At 69.4% G+C, this 16,096-nt stretch carries 18 protein-coding genes; 8 read left to right on the top strand and 10 right to left on the bottom strand.

The features are described from left to right. The first annotated feature begins 119 nt into the window (after window positions 1-119). The 5 genes from pstS (at window position 120) to WFI52_RS01755 (ending at window position 5,290) form a co-directional block, all read left to right on the top strand. A complete protein-coding gene (gene pstS / locus WFI52_RS01775; protein ID WP_336625297.1) occupies window positions 120-1,226 on the top strand; it encodes a phosphate ABC transporter substrate-binding protein PstS in 1,107 nt (368 codons plus the stop codon). Window positions 1,227-1,326: 100 nt separating this feature from the next. Further along, the gene (gene pstC, locus WFI52_RS01770; RefSeq protein WP_336625298.1) at window positions 1,327-2,328 is read left to right on the top strand and encodes a phosphate ABC transporter permease subunit PstC; all 1,002 of its coding nucleotides are present in this window, start codon (window positions 1,327-1,329) and stop codon (window positions 2,326-2,328) included. 1 nt (window position 2,329) lies between these two features. Next, window positions 2,330-3,436 carry a phosphate ABC transporter permease PstA gene (pstA, locus tag WFI52_RS01765; RefSeq protein WP_336625299.1) on the top strand — a complete coding sequence of 369 codons (1,107 nt, stop codon included), beginning with the start codon at window positions 2,330-2,332 and terminating at the stop codon, window positions 3,434-3,436. Between the two features lie 24 nt (window positions 3,437-3,460). Continuing rightward, window positions 3,461-4,240 carry a phosphate ABC transporter ATP-binding protein PstB gene (gene pstB / locus WFI52_RS01760; protein ID WP_336625300.1) on the top strand — a complete coding sequence of 260 codons (780 nt, stop codon included), beginning with the start codon at window positions 3,461-3,463 and terminating at the stop codon, window positions 4,238-4,240. Window positions 4,241-4,468: 228 nt separating this feature from the next. Continuing rightward, a complete protein-coding gene (locus WFI52_RS01755) occupies window positions 4,469-5,290 on the top strand; it encodes a type IV toxin-antitoxin system AbiEi family antitoxin domain-containing protein (RefSeq protein ID WP_336625301.1) in 822 nt (273 codons plus the stop codon). Between the two features lie 171 nt (window positions 5,291-5,461). Here WFI52_RS01755 and WFI52_RS01750 read toward each other — a convergent pair whose 3' ends face one another. From WFI52_RS01750 to sigK, 4 genes are all read right to left on the bottom strand, one after another. Then, window positions 5,462-6,346 carry an aminodeoxychorismate lyase gene (locus WFI52_RS01750; RefSeq protein ID WP_336625302.1) on the bottom strand — a complete coding sequence of 295 codons (885 nt, stop codon included), beginning with the start codon at window positions 6,344-6,346 and terminating at the stop codon, window positions 5,462-5,464. Between the two features lie 176 nt (window positions 6,347-6,522). Further along, window positions 6,523-7,164: a DNA-directed RNA polymerase subunit beta gene (locus WFI52_RS01745; protein ID WP_336625303.1), complete on the bottom strand. Its 642-nt coding sequence runs from the start codon at window positions 7,162-7,164 to the stop codon at window positions 6,523-6,525. A 47-nt stretch (window positions 7,165-7,211) separates the two neighbouring features. Continuing rightward, window positions 7,212-8,051 (bottom strand): anti-sigma factor, encoded by an 840-nt coding sequence (locus tag WFI52_RS01740; protein WP_336625304.1) that lies wholly within the window; start codon window positions 8,049-8,051, stop codon window positions 7,212-7,214. Then, window positions 8,041-8,643 carry an ECF RNA polymerase sigma factor SigK gene (sigK, locus tag WFI52_RS01735; protein ID WP_336625305.1) on the bottom strand — a complete coding sequence of 201 codons (603 nt, stop codon included), beginning with the start codon at window positions 8,641-8,643 and terminating at the stop codon, window positions 8,041-8,043. Before sigK ends, WFI52_RS01740 begins: the two co-directional genes overlap by 11 nt. Before the next feature lie 232 nt (window positions 8,644-8,875). Here sigK and WFI52_RS01730 point away from each other — a divergent pair, with 232 nt between their 5' ends. Continuing rightward, on the top strand, window positions 8,876-9,538 hold the full coding sequence (locus tag WFI52_RS01730) for a fasciclin domain-containing protein (RefSeq protein WP_336625306.1): 663 nt from the start codon (window positions 8,876-8,878) through the stop codon (window positions 9,536-9,538). 178 nt (window positions 9,539-9,716) lie between these two features. On the opposite strand, the gene WFI52_RS01725 is transcribed toward WFI52_RS01730, so the two are convergent. Further along, window positions 9,717-10,202, bottom strand: coding sequence for a hypothetical protein (locus WFI52_RS01725; protein WP_336625307.1), 486 nt, complete (start codon window positions 10,200-10,202; stop codon window positions 9,717-9,719). Between the two features lie 565 nt (window positions 10,203-10,767). Here WFI52_RS01725 and WFI52_RS01720 point away from each other — a divergent pair. After that, on the top strand, window positions 10,768-11,058 hold the full coding sequence (locus WFI52_RS01720) for a DUF6412 domain-containing protein (protein WP_336625308.1): 291 nt from the start codon (window positions 10,768-10,770) through the stop codon (window positions 11,056-11,058). Between the two features lie 198 nt (window positions 11,059-11,256). Continuing rightward, window positions 11,257-11,883, top strand: coding sequence for a YidC/Oxa1 family membrane protein insertase (locus WFI52_RS01715; protein WP_336625309.1), 627 nt, complete (start codon window positions 11,257-11,259; stop codon window positions 11,881-11,883). Window positions 11,884-11,898: 15 nt separating this feature from the next. On the opposite strand, the gene WFI52_RS01710 is transcribed toward WFI52_RS01715, so the two are convergent. Genes WFI52_RS01710 through WFI52_RS01690 form a run of 5 tightly spaced genes read right to left on the bottom strand, consistent with a single transcriptional unit; the run spans window position 11,899 to window position 16,088 of the window. Beyond that, window positions 11,899-12,120, bottom strand: coding sequence for a hypothetical protein (locus WFI52_RS01710; protein WP_336625310.1), 222 nt, complete (start codon window positions 12,118-12,120; stop codon window positions 11,899-11,901). 50 nt (window positions 12,121-12,170) lie between these two features. Further along, entirely contained in the window at window positions 12,171-12,791 is a 621-nt protein-coding gene (locus tag WFI52_RS01705; protein WP_336625311.1) for a DUF2510 domain-containing protein, read from the bottom strand. Continuing rightward, window positions 12,788-13,369, bottom strand: coding sequence for an isochorismatase family protein (locus WFI52_RS01700; RefSeq protein WP_336625312.1), 582 nt, complete (start codon window positions 13,367-13,369; stop codon window positions 12,788-12,790). The genes WFI52_RS01705 and WFI52_RS01700 overlap by 4 nt, the downstream gene beginning before the upstream one ends. Further along, window positions 13,366-15,630 carry an MMPL family transporter gene (locus tag WFI52_RS01695; protein WP_336625313.1) on the bottom strand — a complete coding sequence of 755 codons (2,265 nt, stop codon included), beginning with the start codon at window positions 15,628-15,630 and terminating at the stop codon, window positions 13,366-13,368. The genes WFI52_RS01700 and WFI52_RS01695 overlap by 4 nt, the downstream gene beginning before the upstream one ends. Window positions 15,631-15,668: 38 nt before the next feature. Then, complete coding sequence (locus WFI52_RS01690; protein ID WP_336625314.1) at window positions 15,669-16,088, bottom strand: hypothetical protein; 420 nt, start codon at window positions 16,086-16,088, stop codon at window positions 15,669-15,671. Window positions 16,089-16,096 lie beyond the last annotated feature (8 nt).

The following is a 16,096-nucleotide window of genomic DNA, read 5'->3' as shown; positions in this document are numbered from 1 at the left end:
CGTTCACCTGTCGTTCACCCGGACAGCGCACTCTCGTAAGAGTCGATGTCTACCGTCTCGGACGTGCCCCGCACCAGGGCAGATCACCCGATCATCTCCGACACAGTGAAGGATTCACAGTGAAGCTCTCCCGCATCGCCCAGCTGGGCGCTGTCGCCGCCGTCGCGGCCCTCACCCTCACCGCCTGCGCGGCCAACGAGGGCGCCACCACCGCCCCGTCCGACACGGCGTCCGCGGGTCCCGCGCTCACCGGCACGCTGGTCGGCCAGGGCGCCTCGTCGCAGCAGGTCGCGATCCAGGCCTGGACCGCGGCGTTCAACCAGACGAACCCCGACGTCGTCCTCAACTACGACCCGGCCGGCTCCGGCACGGGCCGCGAGTCGTTCCTCGCCGGTGCGATCAACTTCGCCGGCTCCGACCGCGCGTTCAAGGTCGACGAGATCGCCGCCGGCGGTTTCGGCGCGTGCGCGGCCGACTCGGGCATCGTCGAGATCCCCGCCTACATCTCGCCCATCGCGATCATCTTCAACGTCCCCGGCGTCGATTCGCTGAACCTCGACGCGAAGACCGTCGCGGGGATCTTCGCGGGCACCATCACGAAGTGGAACGACCCGGCGATCGCCGCGGACAACTCCGGCGCGACCCTCCCCGACCTCGCGATCAACCCCGTGCACCGCTCCGACAAGTCGGGCACGACGGGCAACTTCACCGACTACCTGTCGGCGAACGCGAAGGATGTCTGGACCTGGGGTTCGGTCGAGGAGTGGCCGGCCGGCGTCGTCGGCGAGGCCGCGGAGAAGACCTCCGGCGTCGTCGAGGCCGTCAAGGCGGGCGAGGGCTCGATCGGCTACGCCGACTCGTCGCAGGCCACCGGCATCTCGTCGGTCGCCGTCAAGGTCGGCTCGGAGTTCGTCGAGCACTCCGCCGAAGGCGCGTCGAAGACGCTGGATGCCTCCGCGATCGAGTCCGGCCGCACCGCGGGCGACCTCGCCTTCAAGATCGACCGCACCACGACCGCCGCGGGCGCCTACCCCGTGCTCCTCGTCAGCTACCTGATCGGCTGCGAGCAGTACGAGGACGAGAACGTCGCGGCTCTCACGAAGGCGTTCTTCCAGACCGCCGTCAGCGAGGCCGGTCAGAAGTCGGCCGCCGAGAACGCCGGCAGCGCCCCCATCTCGGACGACCTGCGCACGAAGTCGCTCGCCGCGATCGACCTGATCAAGTGAGCCCCACCGGACGGCCTCCGGCGCATCCGCGCCCGGAGGCCGTCCGGCCGCCCGACCCGACAGAACCCGAAACCTCCTGGCCCCGAACAGAGAGAGTGCGATGACCACCGCAGCACCCGCCGCCTCCGGCTCGCCCGGCCCCGAGGCATCCGGCCCCGCACCGTCCGCGCCCGCCGCAGGGCGGATCGCGGCCAAGCAGCGCCCCGGCGACCTGTGGTTCTCCGGCACGGCCGTGTTCGCCGGGTCGATGATCGTCGTCACCCTCGCCGCCGTCGCGATCTTCCTCATCGTCCAGTCGCTGCCCGCGTTCGGCGCGACGAGCGAGACCGCGTCGCTCCTGTCGTCGAACTTCTGGGACTATGTCGCGCCGCTCCTGTTCGGAACGATCTGGGCCGCCTTCCTCGCCCTCCTCGTCGCGGTGCCGCTCTCCCTCGGCATCGCGCTGTTCATCACGCACTACGCCCCGCGCCGCCTCGCGCAGAGCCTCGGCTACGTGGTCGATCTCCTCGCCGCGGTCCCCTCCGTGGTCTACGGCCTCTGGGGCATCCTCGTCTTCGCACCGTCCGTGGTTCCGACCTACAAGTGGCTCAACGAGAACCTCGGATGGATCCCGCTCTTCTCCGGCCAGGTGCTCAACTCGGGGCGCACGATCCTCACCGCCGCCCTCGTCCTCGCCGTCATGGTCGTTCCGATCATCACGGCCATCTGCCGTGAGATCTTCCTGCAGACCCCGCGGCTGCACGAAGAAGCCGCGCTCGCGCTCGGCGCGACCCGGTGGGAGATGATCCGGATGGCGGTGCTCCCGTTCGGGCGCTCCGGCATCGTCTCGGCATCCATGCTGGGTCTCGGACGCGCGCTCGGCGAGACGATGGCGGTCGCGATGGTGCTCTCGGCGACGAACGTCGTGACGCTGAACCTTCTCACCTCGCAGAACCCGTCGACGATCGCCGCGAACATCGCACTGACCTTCCCCGAGGCGTACGCCCTCAACATCAACGTCCTCATCGCGACGGGCCTGATCCTGTTCGTCGTCACCTTCGCCGTCAACGCCGTGGCCCGCTGGATCGTCAGCCGCCGCAAGGAATTCTCGGGAGCGAACTGACATGACCACCGCTCAGGCCCCCGCGCCCGCTCCGGTCCGTCCCGCGGCATCCGCCCACCTCACGCTCACCTCGGGACACCTGCCCCGCTGGGCGCCCTGGGGGCTCCTTGCGGGCTCCCTCGCCGTCTTCGGCGCGGTGTTCGCCGTCGTCGCCGCAGCGTCGGGGGCCGAGTTCTCGCTCGCCGGCTGGATCGTTCTTTCGGTCGTCACCTATCTGGTGCTCATCTACGTCGTCTCGCGGATCGTCGAAGGCGCGCGACGCGCCTTCGACCGGTTCGTCACGGGCGTCGTCTCGTGCGCGTTCGCGATCGCGATGGTCCCGCTCGTCTCGGTGGCGTTCACCGTCATCTCGAACGGCATCGCCCGCTTCGACGCCACGTTCTTCTCGAGCTCGATGCGCGGCATCCTCGGCGAGGGCGGCGGAGCGGTACACGCCATCTGGGGCACCATCCTCATCACGGGCGCGGCCGCCGTCATCTCGATCCCGATCGGCCTCATGACGGCGATCTACCTCATCGAGTACGGACAGGCCTCGCGCCTCGGCAAGGCCATCACCTTCCTGGTCGACGTCATGACCGGCATCCCGTCGATCGTCGCCGGCCTCTTCGCTTACGCCCTCTTCGCGCTCATCTTCGGGCCCGGCGTGCGGATGGGCTTCGCCGGCGCGATCGCCCTGTCGGTCCTGATGATCCCGGTCGTCGTCCGCTCGAGCGAGGAGATGCTGCGACTCGTGCCGAACGAGCTGCGCGAGGCCTCGTACGCCCTCGGCGTGCCGAAGTGGCTGACGATCGTCAAGGTCGTCCTCCCCACCTCGATCGCGGGCATCACGACGGGCGTCATGCTCGCGATCGCGCGCGTCATCGGCGAGACGGCTCCCCTCCTCATCACGGCGGGCTTCACCGACGCGCTCAACATGAATCTCGCCGACGGGCGCATGCAGACCCTGCCGGTGTACATCTACTCGCAGTACGCCTACAAGGGCATCCCGCCCGAGGCCTACGTCGATCGCGCGTGGGCCGCAGCCCTCACCCTCATCCTCATCGTCATGGCCCTCAACCTCATCGCGCGTCTCGTCGCGAAGGTGTTCGCGCCCAAGACCGGCCGCTGACCCGGCAATCGCAGAAGGAAAATCGTGTCCAAGAGCATCGAAGTCAACGACCTCAACGTCTACTACGGCGATTTCCTCGCCGTCGAGGGTGTTTCCCTCGAAATCCAGCCGCGCAGCGTCACCGCCTTCATCGGTCCGTCGGGCTGCGGCAAGTCGACCTTCCTGCGGACCCTCAACCGCATGCACGAGGTCATCCCGGGCGCCCGTGTGGAGGGCGAAGTACTGCTCGACGGCGACGACCTGTACGGCCAGGGCGTCGACCCCGTACTCGTGCGCCGCCAGGTCGGCATGGTCTTCCAGCGCCCGAACCCCTTCCCCACGATGTCCATCAAGGAGAACGTGCTCGCGGGTGTCAAGCTCAACAACAAGCGCATCTCGAAGGGTGACGCCGACGCCCTCGTCGAACAGTCGCTGCAGGGTGCGAACCTCTGGAACGAGGTGAAGGACCGCCTCGACAAGCCGGGGTCGGGCCTCTCCGGCGGTCAGCAGCAGCGCCTGTGCATCGCGCGCGCGATCGCCGTCTCCCCGGACGTCCTGCTCATGGACGAGCCGTGCTCGGCGCTCGACCCGATCTCGACGTTCGCGATCGAGGAGCTCATCCAGGAGCTCAAGAACGAGTACACCGTCGTGATCGTCACCCACAACATGCAGCAGGCCTCGCGCGTCTCGGACAAGACGGCCTTCTTCAACATCGCCGGTACCGGCAAGCCCGGCAAGCTCATCGAGTACGACGACACCAACACGATCTTCACGACCCCGTCCGTCCAGGCCACCGAGGACTACGTTTCGGGTCGCTTCGGCTGATCGGGCGCCGCGCCGCGCGCGCGTGCGTGCGTGCGGCCAGCCAGCCCGCACTGCAAGGGATCTCGCGCGACACGCCGTGACCTCGGTCGGGCGCCCGGCGTGTCGCTTGCGCAGCCTTGCAGTTGCGTTCGCCCATCGGGTTGTCCACAGGCGACGGAATTGCCGAATCCGTCCACAAATCCGGAGCTGGGCCCCCACGACCGCGGCGTGGCGGTCAACGTGGTGGACATGTGCTCGACCGTCCCCGGGATCTTCACCCCGGCGTCGCTCCGACGCGCCGGCGTCAGTCGCCCGCAGCTGCGACGGCAGCTGGATGCCGGGGCGCTCGTCCGCGCGCGACGGGGCGTGTACACGGCATCCGGCGTCTGCTCGGCAGTCCATCGGGTCGCTGCCCACGGTGGCCGCGTGGCGTGCATCACGGCGGCCCGCCACCTCGGGCTGTGGGTGCTGACCGACGACGAGCGCCCACACGCCTGGCTGTGCGACGGGCAGCGCTCGTACCACCCGTCGCGGTGCGGCTGCGTGGAACATTGGGACGCCGGGCCTCTCGGCCCTCCCGATGCGACGCCGACGCTGCCGCGCATCCTCCTCCAGATCTTCCGGTGTCACGGGGTCGAGGAGTTCTTCGTCGTGCTCGAGTCGGGCCTGCGGCAGAAGCTGATCGACGCGCGCGGCATCCGTTGGCTACGCGCTCGCGCGAACGGCGCCATGCGCGAGGCCCTGGATCTCGCCCGCGACGACGCCGACAGCGGCCTTGAGTCGCTGTTGCGCTGGCGGCTGCGGGGACTCGGTATGACGGTGCGCACACAGCGATCGATCGCCGCCGTCGGACGCGTCGACGCACTGATCGGAGACCGACTGATCGTCGAGGCGGACGGTGTCGTCAATCACGATGGCGCCGCGCTGCGACACAAGGACCTCGTCCGCGACGCCAACGCGGCCGCGTGGGGGTACATGGCGCTGCGCTTCGACTACGCGCTCATCGTCCACGACTGGGACCTCGTCGAGGCGGCTGTCCTCGGTGCGCTCGCGACGCTCGCCCACCGCTGAGCATCGTCGCGCTCTCGCCGCCGGCCATTGCGACACCGCCCAGCCGCTGCCGCCGCCGCGAACCCAACTGCAAGGCCGCGCGGGCGACACGCCGGGCAGGCGGACCGCACGGCGGCGTGTCGCGCGCGAACCCTTGCAGTCCGGACGGGCGGCGAGCGCGCAGTCCCGCCGTCAGTCGCGCGGGCTCAGAAGGTAGGCGTTCAGGGATGCCGTGAACTCCGCATCCACCGGCAGCGCCGCCCCGTCGATCGCGGTGATCGGAGCGGCGAGGCGCACGCTCGAGACGAGCCACGCGGCATCCACGGCCGCCAGCTCAGCGGCCGGGATCGTCTCATACGCGACGGCGAATCCCCGCGCCTCGAGGTGCTCGAACAGGCTCAGCTGCGTCGTGCCGTGGAGGATCCCCGCCGTGGGTGCGGGGGTGGTGAACGTGTCGCCGCGGCGGAGGATGAGCGAAGCCGTCGGCGCCTCGAGCACGTACCCGTCGGTCGTCGTGAAGATCGCGTCGTCGGCGCCGCGGCGGCGAGCCTCGCGCAGGGCCGCCATGTTGACGGCGTAGGAGAGCGTCTTGGCCCCGAGCAGCAACCACGGCGCCCGCGCCGGCACGTCGAGCGGGTAGCCGCGGTCGAGCGTCACGACCGCGATGCCCTCGCGACGTGCCCGCGAGAAGTCGGATGCCTCGGCGGCCGTCACCCACGCGGTCGGAGCCGGTCCGTGTTCGACGCCGCGGCTGAGGATGAGCTTGATGACCGACTCCCCCGCACCGCAGCGCTCGGCCGCGAGCTCGACGGCAGCACGCCACTGCGCCGCGTTCGGCACGGGCAGTTCGCACAGCCGGGCGGAGTGCGCGAGACGCTCGAGGTGCGGGCCGACCTCCTGCGCATGCCCGTCGACGACTCCGATCGACTCGAAGATGCCGTCGCCGCGCTGCGTGCTGAGCTCACCGACGGTGAGCGCCGGCGCGGCGGGGTCGACCGGCGTGAACGTGTCGGCGAAGTCGGCGCGGTTCTCGTCCGCCGCGATGGGGTCGATCATGAGTGCGAAGCGCCAAGCCATGGTGCGAGCCTAGCCGTGGGAATGATCCCGCCCGCCCGCGTTGTTAGACTCTTACAGCCGGGCCGCAGTAACCCCGGGCTCCATCTTTCGCCGCTATGAGCGGCCTCGCGCCGAGAGGCGTTCTGCGGCCCGGCACTTGTCTGCCCGCTGATCACCGTGCGCGCGGGGCGCGCCGCTCAGGTGAGGTTGCCCCGTCGCCACAGGCCGGCACAGGCCGTCAGGTCGGCGGCGAAGGTGTCGAGCCGCAGCGCGCGCGTCGTGAACGCGGCGGCGCGATCGGGCTCAGCGGCATCGTGATCATCCGCGAGGTCGACGGATCCCGCGGCTTCGACGCGGCAGAAGGATGCCGCGCGCTCGAGTGCGACCGCGAAGTCACCCGTGAACACTCCGCGCAGGATCTCGTCGACGAGTGCCATCAGCTCCTCGGGCCCGGCCGGGGTCGGTGCGCCCGCCACGACATCGTCGACCGTACCGAGCGCGGCGCGCCCTCGTTCGTACAGGAGCGCCGCCGTTCGCGCGTCGTCGCGCACCATGAGCTGCAGAAGATACAGCCGCCATAGCGCACCGGGCAGCGAGAGCGCCGGCGAATGCGACCACAACTCGGCGAGTGTGTCGATGCCGTGCGTGTCCGTGAAGGTGACGAGTCGATCGACGACGTCGCCCTCCGGCTCGTCGCGCACCCGCGTGAGCAGGGCGGATGCCGTGGCGTGTGCCGCACGTGACACCTCCGCCGGATCGGTGGAACCGAAGCGCCGGTCGAAGGTGGCCGTGGGCCGGTGGACGGGGCGATGATACTCGCGTCGCGCGTCGTCTGTCACCGCTCCAGGCTACCCGCGCCAGAGGACGGGGGCGCCGGCAGCGGGGTTCAGGCGGTCGGAACTGCCAGGACCGGCGTCGTCGTCGGCGTGCCGTCGGGCGACCCCCCGGCCTGCTCGACCGTTACCGCGATGACATCGCCGGGTTGCATCTGCCCGCTGAGCTCCGCAGTGCTTGCGCCGCCGTCCGCAGAGAACGTCCCCGCGGCGATCGGAGTGTCGCCCCGGACGTACCAGAGTTCGAACGTCCGATCGGCAGGGATTTCGGGCAGACCCTCGGCGACGAGGACGACTTTGCCCAGGCTCGCCGACCAGTGCGCGGTCGCCGTGCCGCCGTCGAAGTCCGCCTGAGCGGACTGGGCGTCGGGCGCGTTCTGGATCTCGTTCAGCGCCGTCACCGACGCGGGTGTGCGCCATGTATTCGACACGGCGCCGACGCCCCAGCCGATCCCGACGAGAAGGACGAAGGATGCCACGAGGGCGAAGAGCCCCCGCGTCCAGTTCCGGCGCTGCACGGTCTGGACGATCTCGGTCGACGGCGCCGGGGGCGTCGACGAGGCATCAGTACTCTCGGGCGCCTCCGCGGCCCCGACCTCTTCGGCGACCGACGTCGCCTCCGACGGCGCGGCGGACTCCGGCGGCTCGACGTCCGCCGGGGGCACAGCGATCGCTGCGAGCAACCGGGAACGCACGTCGACAGGCGGCGCGACCGGCGCCACCCCCTCGGCGAGAACCGCTGCGGTGAGCTCGTCCTGAGCGACGATCTCCTCCCATTCAGGGTGGGCGCTGCGCGCGGCACTGAACCGAACGGCATCCTCCGCAGAGAGCGCGCCCAGGGCGTGACCGGCGGAGAGGTCGGCGAATTCGCCCACCGTCATCTCATCGCGCATCGGTCACCCCCATCTCCTGGCGTAGGCGCGAAAGCCCATCTCGCATTCTCGTCTTGATCGTCCCCAGTGCCGTCCCGGTCATCGCCGAGATCTCGCTCTGACTGTAGCCCCCGAAGTAGGCGAGGGTCAGCGCTTCGCGCTGGGGTTCGGGCAGGGTTTCGAGCGCTCGTGACACCCGACGGCTTTCGATGCGCAGCTCCACCTGCTCGTCGACACCCGCCGGCTCGGAACGCAGTTCACGCAGACCCGCCCGCTCGTCTCGGTCGGCGCTCGACTGCGCGGACCGCACGCGGTCAACGGCCCTGCGATGCGCGATCGTCATGACCCACGCCCTCCCCTGACCCTTGTTCGGAGCGAACTGCGCAGCGGATTGCCAGATCTCGAGAAAGATCTCTTGCAGCACCTCCTCGGCGTGGGAGCGATTGACGATCACGCGCAGGACGAGCCCGAAGACCCGCGACGAGAGGAGGTCGTACAGCTGAGCGAAGGCCGCCTGGTCGCGCAGCGCGACGCGCTCCAGAAGCTCGGCGGCGTGGTCTCGGGGACGGCCGGCATCCTCGCCCGCCGTCACGTCCATTCCATCGATGACCATCCCTCACAGCATGCCGCATTGCGCACCCCCTGTCGCACTCTTGCGCAGTCCGCGTGTCACCGAGTAGGCCTCGGCTCGCGTCCTTCACAGAATGGTTCGCGCCGGCACCGGTTTCGGATTGCACGGAAAGAACACGAAAAGAAAACTCAATCCGATTCCCATCCGATTTCGCGGCGACTCCGAAACACCCTCGAGTCCGCACCACCGCGGCTCCCTGAACACCGGAGGCATCATGCTCAGCACCAAGAAGAAGATCACCGCGGCTCTCACCTTGACGATCGCGGGCGCTTTCGCCCTGTCGGCGTGTTCGATGGGCTCCTCGACCCCCGAGGCGACGACTCCCGCCGCGATGGAGCAGTCGACGCCGTCCGCGACCTCGGGCGGGATGTCGAACGACCCGGCTGCGAACCTCGTGGGCACGGGCTGCGCCGACTACGCGGCGGCCGTGCCGTCGGGCGCGGGCTCGGTCGAGGGAATGTCGAAGGACCCGGTGGCGGTCGCGGCATCCAACAACCCGCTGCTGACGACGCTCACCGCCGCGGTCAGCGGCCAGCTGAACCCCGACGTGAACCTCGTCGACACCCTCAACGGCAGCGAGTTCACGGTGTTCGCACCGGTCGATGACGCGTTCGGCAAGATCGACGCCGCGACGATCGACTCGCTCAAGACCGACAGCGCGGCGCTCACGAAGATCCTCACGTACCACGTGGTCCCCGGCCAGCTGACCCCGTCGGAGGTCACGGGCATGCACAAGACCGTCGAGGGCGGCGACGTCGACGTCACCGGTTCGGGCGACAACCTGATGGTCAACGGCGCCAAGGTCATCTGCGGTGGCGTCCAGACCGCCAACGCAACCGTGTACCTGATCGACTCGGTGCTCATGCCCACCAACTGATCAGGACTCCCCCTCGGGGGACGCCTCCCCTCGGGACAAGGGGATCAAGAGACGGTGCGGCCGTCGGCGCGGGGGTGCCGGCGGCCGCACCGCGTCGTTGGCGCGGCTCGGATAGCGGGCGCGCAAGGCGATCTCGACGATTCCCGTGTCCGGTCAGAGGTCTGGCTTCAGATCGAGGTCAGCCCGGGTCATGAAGCGCGTACATCGCTTGCGAACGCCAATTGTCTGGGCGACGCTCCAGCGTGACGATGGCGTGACAATTTCGGCATCGCACATCACATCTGGCGATCTCCTCGATGATCGCAGCGATCCCGAAGCCCTCCTTCACCATTTGCATGACGTCTTTGCGTTTGAGCGAGTCCGGTCGGTGATCGAAATCAAGAACGCGGAGATCTCGAAGTCCGCAGTCGACGCACGGATGATCATTGAGATAGACGGCGAGAAATGTCTTCGCTTCGCGTCGGCGCTTCGCAGTTCGTGCCACGATCGTCTGGATGTGTCGCTCACGGTTCTCTGCGTAGTAGCGACGCGATGCCGCCCGATTGCAGTCTCGGCAGGTTTCTTGGAGTCCGTCACGACGTGAGCGCTTGCGGTTGAACTCGGTGCACGCCTTGGTCAAACCGCAAGTCGCGCAGCGCTTGCCTGCTTCCGCGGTCCACTCCATAGGGAAAGTCCTATCGGCAACATCGGACATTCCTGCAGCGGTGCCCCCACAGGGGCTCGAACCCTGGACCCACGGATTAACCTGCTGCACTGGGCTTTCCCCAGCCACCGGACGGATGACCCGGCTTGCAGTCTGGACTATATCTTCACCTTCGGCCGGGCCGGTCAGGTGCGCCGCGTGTAGTCTCTGAGGTTCCCTTGCGGTTACCTGCTGATTACCCAATCCCTCGGATTGTCACTGCCACAACCGGTGCGGTCGTGACGAGTACCTCGGGCTCTCAGGGCGTCCCAGCATATAGCGGCGGTCATCCGGCGTATTTCGACGCCGGCGCTCCATTGTGATGTTGAAGTCCGTTGCTCTAACCAACTGAGCTATAGGGGCGGTTTCAGCCTAGCAAGCTACGCAGGCACCGGGTGACGCGATTCCTCCTGCGGGCGGGTGGCGATCAGCCGCGATCGACGAGCTCGTCGACGAGAGATGCACGCGCACCTACGTCGTCCCGACGCGGCCCGGGTACGCTGATCTCCAGAAGAGCACGACGCCGCGTCGCAGAACGGGAGGCAGCATGATCGACATCATCGCCGGCATCCTGCGCGCGCTGCTCGCCGCGACCGGCCTTCTCGCGCTGGCCGATCCCACGGCGAGCGGCTCCTTGACTGTCGTGGCCGTCGTCGCTCTCGCTCTGGCGGCGCTCCTCGTCGCGGTCGTCGCCGACGCCGCGCCCGCCCACCCGCGTGGCGCCGCCGCGCACCCGACGCGCCGCTCCGAGCTGCGCGCCCCGCTCGCGCAGAGCGATCCCGATGCGGCGGGGCATATCCGTCGCCGCGGTCCCGGTCGGGCGCTCGCGGCCGCGTAGCGTCGATCCGCCGGGCAGAGCCTCGGCATCCCTCGCGGCCGATCAGCCGACCTGATCGCTCCGACGAATGGATGCCCCGTGGACCTCTCGACCCTGCCCGTCTTCTCGACCCTTCTCGACCTCACCTCCACCGGCCTGATGGCCCTGATCTGACTCCTCACCCCCGCAACCGGCGCCCTCGCCAGCGCACTCGCCGTCGTGCTCGTCACGCTTCTCGTGCGCGCGGCCCTCATTCCGGCGGGTGTCGCACAGGCGAAGGCCGAGCAGACGCGCGCGCGGCTCGCCCCGCGCCTGCGCGAGCTGCAGAAGCGGCACCGTGGCGACCGCGAACGCCTTCAGCGCGCGACGATGGAGCTCTATCGCGCCGAAGGTGCGTCACCCTTGGCGGGGTGCCTGCCGCTGCTCCTCCAAGCCCCGATCGTCGGGCTGCTGTACTCGGTGTTCCTGCACCCGGTGATCGGCGACCACGCGAACGAGCTGCTCGCGCAGAACCTCTTCGGTGTACCGCTCGGCGCGAGCCTCGTCGGCGCCCTGCGCGCAGGCACGGCGGATCACGCGACCTGGATCGTGATCGGATGCCTCGTGCTCGCGATCGCCCTCGTCGGCGAACTCACGCTGCGCCTGTTCCGGCCCTCGCCGCCGGAGGCGTCGAATGCCTCCGGCATCCCGGCCGTTCCGGCGGGTCTGCTGGGTGTCCTGCAGTTCGCGACCGCCGTCATCGCGCTCTTCGTGCCGCTCGCCGCCGGGCTCTACCTGCTCACGACGGTCGCCTGGACGCTCGTCCAGCGCCTCATCCTCCGGCGGCTGTACCCCGCGCCCTCGTGAGCCCGAGCGTCCGGTTCAGCCTGCGGCGAGCCAGACGATCACGGCGACCGCCAACACCACGGGCGAAATCCAGACGAACCATCTCGTCGTGCGCCCCGGCTCGGCCCACACACGCAGCACGCTCACGATCAGCAGGACGACGGCCATGATGAACGCCGCGAGGTGGACGCGCATCACGGTTGCAGCGGTGACGAGGACGACGCCCCACACCTGTATGGCGAACAGCCCCCACTGCACGACGGGTGGCGGTGCGAAGCGCCGCCGAGGCGGGCGAGCGCCTCGCCGATTCAGGCGGCCATCCCGCCGACGACGGTGAAGAGCTTCGAGAGGAAGCCAATCATCCAGACGATCATGATGACGAAGCCCAGCGCGGTCGTACCGATCCAGACCCACAACGGCGGCCAGCCGCCCGACACCGTCCGGCGCTTCAGCACGACGGCGCGCCCGATCATGTACACGGCGAGACCCCCGTTGACGAGGGCGAAGAACGACCACGCCCAGTGGAAAGGGGCGGCGACGCCACGGCGCCGCAGCTCGCGCCAGTCGAGCCACGAGAACAGGATGAACGCGGCCATCGCGATCCAGCTGAGCGCCGACACGGCGAAGACGTGCGCCTCCCACTGCAGAAGGTCCGCCGTGGGGTTGAAACCGCTCGTCACCTGCGACAGCGCGACGAGATACCCGTCCCAGTCGATCAGGAACAGCACACCGATCGGCAGCACGGACATCACGATTGCGAGCCACACCCAGACGGTGTTCGTGTCCACCGCGACCGGTGCCGCACCCGATGCCGCGACCTGAGGCGCGGGCGCCACCGGAGCAGCGGGAGCCGCCCAGCGGGCGCCGTCCCACCAGCGCTGACGCGTCGGGTCGGAGGGATCGGGGTACCAGCCAGCCGGGGCGCTCATGCGGCATCCACCAGTTCGGCGCCGGCGTGCGCGAGCTCGGCGAGTGCCGCCTCGGACGACTCCGGCGCGACGCCGGCGACGAGACCGGTGAGCACCCGCACGTGGATGCCGTGCTCGATGGCATCCAGCGCCGACGCTCTGACGCAGTGGTCGGTGGCGATCCCCGTGACGTCGACCTCGGTGACCCCGTGGGCGGACAGCAGCGCGGCGACCGGCTCACCGGCATCCGTCGTGCCCTCGTACAGCGAATAGGCGGGCTTCCCCTGCCCTTTGATCACGTGGACGGTCACCGCGGAGGTGTCCAGACCGGGGTCGTACTCGGCGCCCTCGGTGCCCGCGACGCAGTGCACGGGCCACGTGTCGACGAAGTCGGGCTCGCCCTCGAGAGCGATGTGCCCGCCGTTGTCGGAGTCCGGGTCGTGCCAGTCGCGCGAGGCGACGATGACGGCATAGTCCCCCGCGTGCGCGGCGAGATGCGCCGTGATGCCCGTGGCGACCGCGTCTCCCCCGGCGACGCCGAGCGCACCTCCCTCGGTGAAGTCGTTCTGCACGTCGACGATGAAGAGTGCCCTGGTCATTCTTCGAGGCTAGCCCGGTACTCGGCCCGCGTCATCGTCTCGACGGGAATCGCGGCGGCATCGGACCTCGAGAGCTTCGACGGCCACCAGATCACCCGACCCCGGTCGTACGCCGCGGCGGGAACGAGGAGCGACCGCACGACGAACGTGTCGAGCAGCACGCCGAAGGCGACGATGAAAGCCAGTTGCGCAAGGAACAGGATCGGGATGACCCCGAGCGCCGCGAATGTCGCCGCGAGCACGAGGCCGGCCGACGTGATGACACCGCCCGTCGCGACGAGGCCGCGCAGGATGCCGGGACGCGTCCCATGGCGCAGCGACTCCTCACGCACGCGCGACATCAAGAAGATGTTGTAGTCGACGCCGAGCGCCACGAGGAAGACGAACCCGTACAGCGGCACCGCCGGATCGGCGCCGGGGAAGTCGAAGACGTGGTTGAAGATGAGCGCGCTCACCCCCAAGGCCGAGCCGAACGAGAGGATCACGCTCGCGATGAGCAGCAGCGGCGCGACGACGGCCCGCAGCAGCAGCATGAGGATGACGAGGATCACGACGAGGATCACCGGGATGATCACCGTGCGGTCGCGGATCGACGTATCGTTCGTGTCGAGGTCGATCGCGGTGGGGCCGCCCACGAACGTGGTCCCGGCGCCGAGCTCGTCGGCGAGCGCCGTGCGCAGGCTCCGCACGGCATCCTCAGCGGCGAGAGAGTCCGCCTCGTCGGTGAGGGTCGCAACGAGCAGCACGTCGCCGCCCGCCACCGTGGGCGTGGGCGCCGGAGCTCCAGACGCCTGCGGCGGGCCCGCCACCGTGTAGACGACGTCGCCGCCGTCGAGCGCGACGCCGATCTGGCCGGATGCCGCGTCCTGAGACACCGCCGCGATGCTGTCGATGCCCTCGGCATCCGTCAGCACCTGCACGGCGTCGGCGACGCGGTCCTCCGGCACGATGACGTACGCGGGGCTGCCGGAACCGGCCGCGAAGTGCTGCGCGAGAACGTCCTGACCGTCGCGCGCCTCGGACGCGCCCAGCACGAGGTCGGACTGCGGCACACCGTCGGCCTTCAGCTGCAGCACGCCGGCCGCGGCCGCGATCAGCACGACCGTCGTCACGATCCAGACCGGGCGCGCGTGGCGCGCGATGAGGCGCGCCTGGCGCGACCAGAAGCCCTTCACCGGCGCGTGCGGGTCGGTGACGAGCGCTTCCGCGGCATCGCCGGGGTCGGTGCGCGCACCGGGCTTCGGAATGAACGGCCAGAAGGCCGCCCGCCCGGTGAGAGCCAGAAGCGCGGGCAGGAAGGTCAGCGCCGACAGCACCGCGAAGACGATGCCGATCGAGGCGATCGGCCCGAGCGCGCGATTGGTCGCCAGGTCGCTGAGCAGGAGGCACAGCAGGCCTGCGATGACGGTTCCGCCCGATGCGAGGATGGGTTCGAACGCGCCGCGCCAGGCGGATGTCGTCGCCTTCCAGCGTGCCTCACCGCGACCGATCGCCTCGCGGAAGCGGGCGACGTAGAGAAGCGCGTAGTCGGTCGCCGCACCGATGACGAGGATGAAGAGGATGCCCTGGACCTGGCCGTTCAGGACGAACACGCCGGCCTTCGCGAGCCACCAGACGGTCAGCAACGCGACGCACAGCGCGAATGTCGAGGTGAGGAGCACGAGGATCGGCAGCAGCGGCGAGCGGTAGACGATCACGAGGATGATGAAGACGGCGCCGAGCGCGACGCCGAGCAGGAGCCCGTCGATGCCGAGGAACCCTGCGACGAGGTCGGCCGTGAAACCCGCGGGGCCCGTGACCCAGGCATCCAGTCCCGCCGGCAGATCATCGGCGATGACTTCACGCACGGCGGCGACGGTCTCGCCGACGTCTCCGGACGAGTCGATGGGCACGAACAGCTGCACGGCCTCGCCGTCGTCTGAGGGCAGCGCGGGCGAGATCTCCCCTACGCCCGCCACCGCGCCGATCGACGTCGCGAGCTCGTCGATGTCCGACAGCTGGGCCTCGGTGAGTGCACCATCTCCCGTGACGACGACGGCAGCGGGGATCGTGTCGCCGCCGGTGAAGTCGGCCAGGCGCTCCTGCACCTGCGTCGCCTCGGCGGATGACGGCAGGAAGCTCGACTGATCGTTCGTCGCGACCTCGTCGACCTTGCCGAAGTAGGGTCCGCCGATCGATCCGCCGACGAGCCAGATCAGGACGAGCAGCACCGGGATTCCGATGCGGAGCCAGCGGGTGGGCACATCCCTGGGTGCGGTCATATCGCTAGCTTAGCTAGCAATCAGCTCCGCGAGAAACATCAGCCGCGCAAGAAATACAGGACGATGCTCGCCGCGACCGAGAGGATGCCGAGAGCGAGCATGCCGCCGGCGCTCCAGATCACCCGACGGAGTCCCGGCGGGCGCCTCGTCAGCCGCATACGGCCCCTCCATCCGTGGCGGTACCAGATGGATGCCACGTCCCGCCCCGTCAGCTCCGCCGCTTCGTCCGGGCTCGCCACAGCGCGATTGGCGTCGCCGTCGGCGTCGTACCAGCGCACGACCGTCATCGGCTCCCCCGCGGTGGTGTCGTCCTCCCGATCGACGATGGCCTCGGCGGAGAGCCAGGTGCCATCGACCGCCCACATCACGACAGCGGCGATCGCGAGCGCGACGGCGCCGCCGAATCCCACCCAGGCGAAGATCTCGAGCAGGATGTCGACGACATCGGGGGTGCTCACGCCGGGCC

Origin of the sequence: Microbacterium sp. MMO-20, assembly GCF_037147735.1 — a bacterium.
In the GTDB taxonomy this organism is placed as follows: Bacteria; Actinomycetota; Actinomycetes; order Actinomycetales; family Microbacteriaceae; genus Microbacterium.
The sequence above is the reverse complement of the archived record's forward strand: the minus strand, read 5'-3'. Positions and strand labels throughout refer to the sequence as shown.

What these genes read in the sequence shown, in the direction of transcription:
- WFI52_RS01740 (WP_336625304.1), bottom strand. Translation starts at nt 8,051, where the DNA reads ATGCGCGATGAGATGACGGTGGGCGAATTCGCCGACCTCTCCGCCGGT.
- WFI52_RS01730 (WP_336625306.1), top strand. Translation starts at nt 8,876, where the DNA reads ATGCTCAGCACCAAGAAGAAGATCACCGCGGCTCTCACCTTGACGATC.
- pstC (WP_336625298.1), top strand. Translation starts at nt 1,327, where the DNA reads ATGACCACCGCAGCACCCGCCGCCTCCGGCTCGCCCGGCCCCGAGGCA.
- WFI52_RS01725 (WP_336625307.1), bottom strand. Translation starts at nt 10,202, where the DNA reads ATGGAGTGGACCGCGGAAGCAGGCAAGCGCTGCGCGACTTGCGGTTTG.
- pstA (WP_336625299.1), top strand. Translation starts at nt 2,330, where the DNA reads ATGACCACCGCTCAGGCCCCCGCGCCCGCTCCGGTCCGTCCCGCGGCA.
- WFI52_RS01700 (WP_336625312.1), bottom strand. Translation starts at nt 13,369, where the DNA reads ATGACCAGGGCACTCTTCATCGTCGACGTGCAGAACGACTTCACCGAG.
- WFI52_RS01720 (WP_336625308.1), top strand. Translation starts at nt 10,768, where the DNA reads ATGATCGACATCATCGCCGGCATCCTGCGCGCGCTGCTCGCCGCGACC.
- WFI52_RS01695 (WP_336625313.1), bottom strand. Translation starts at nt 15,630, where the DNA reads ATGACCGCACCCAGGGATGTGCCCACCCGCTGGCTCCGCATCGGAATC.
- sigK (WP_336625305.1), bottom strand. Translation starts at nt 8,643, where the DNA reads ATGGTCATCGATGGAATGGACGTGACGGCGGGCGAGGATGCCGGCCGT.
- WFI52_RS01750 (WP_336625302.1), bottom strand. Translation starts at nt 6,346, where the DNA reads ATGGCTTGGCGCTTCGCACTCATGATCGACCCCATCGCGGCGGACGAG.
- WFI52_RS01755 (WP_336625301.1), top strand. Translation starts at nt 4,469, where the DNA reads ATGTGCTCGACCGTCCCCGGGATCTTCACCCCGGCGTCGCTCCGACGC.
- WFI52_RS01705 (WP_336625311.1), bottom strand. Translation starts at nt 12,791, where the DNA reads ATGAGCGCCCCGGCTGGCTGGTACCCCGATCCCTCCGACCCGACGCGT.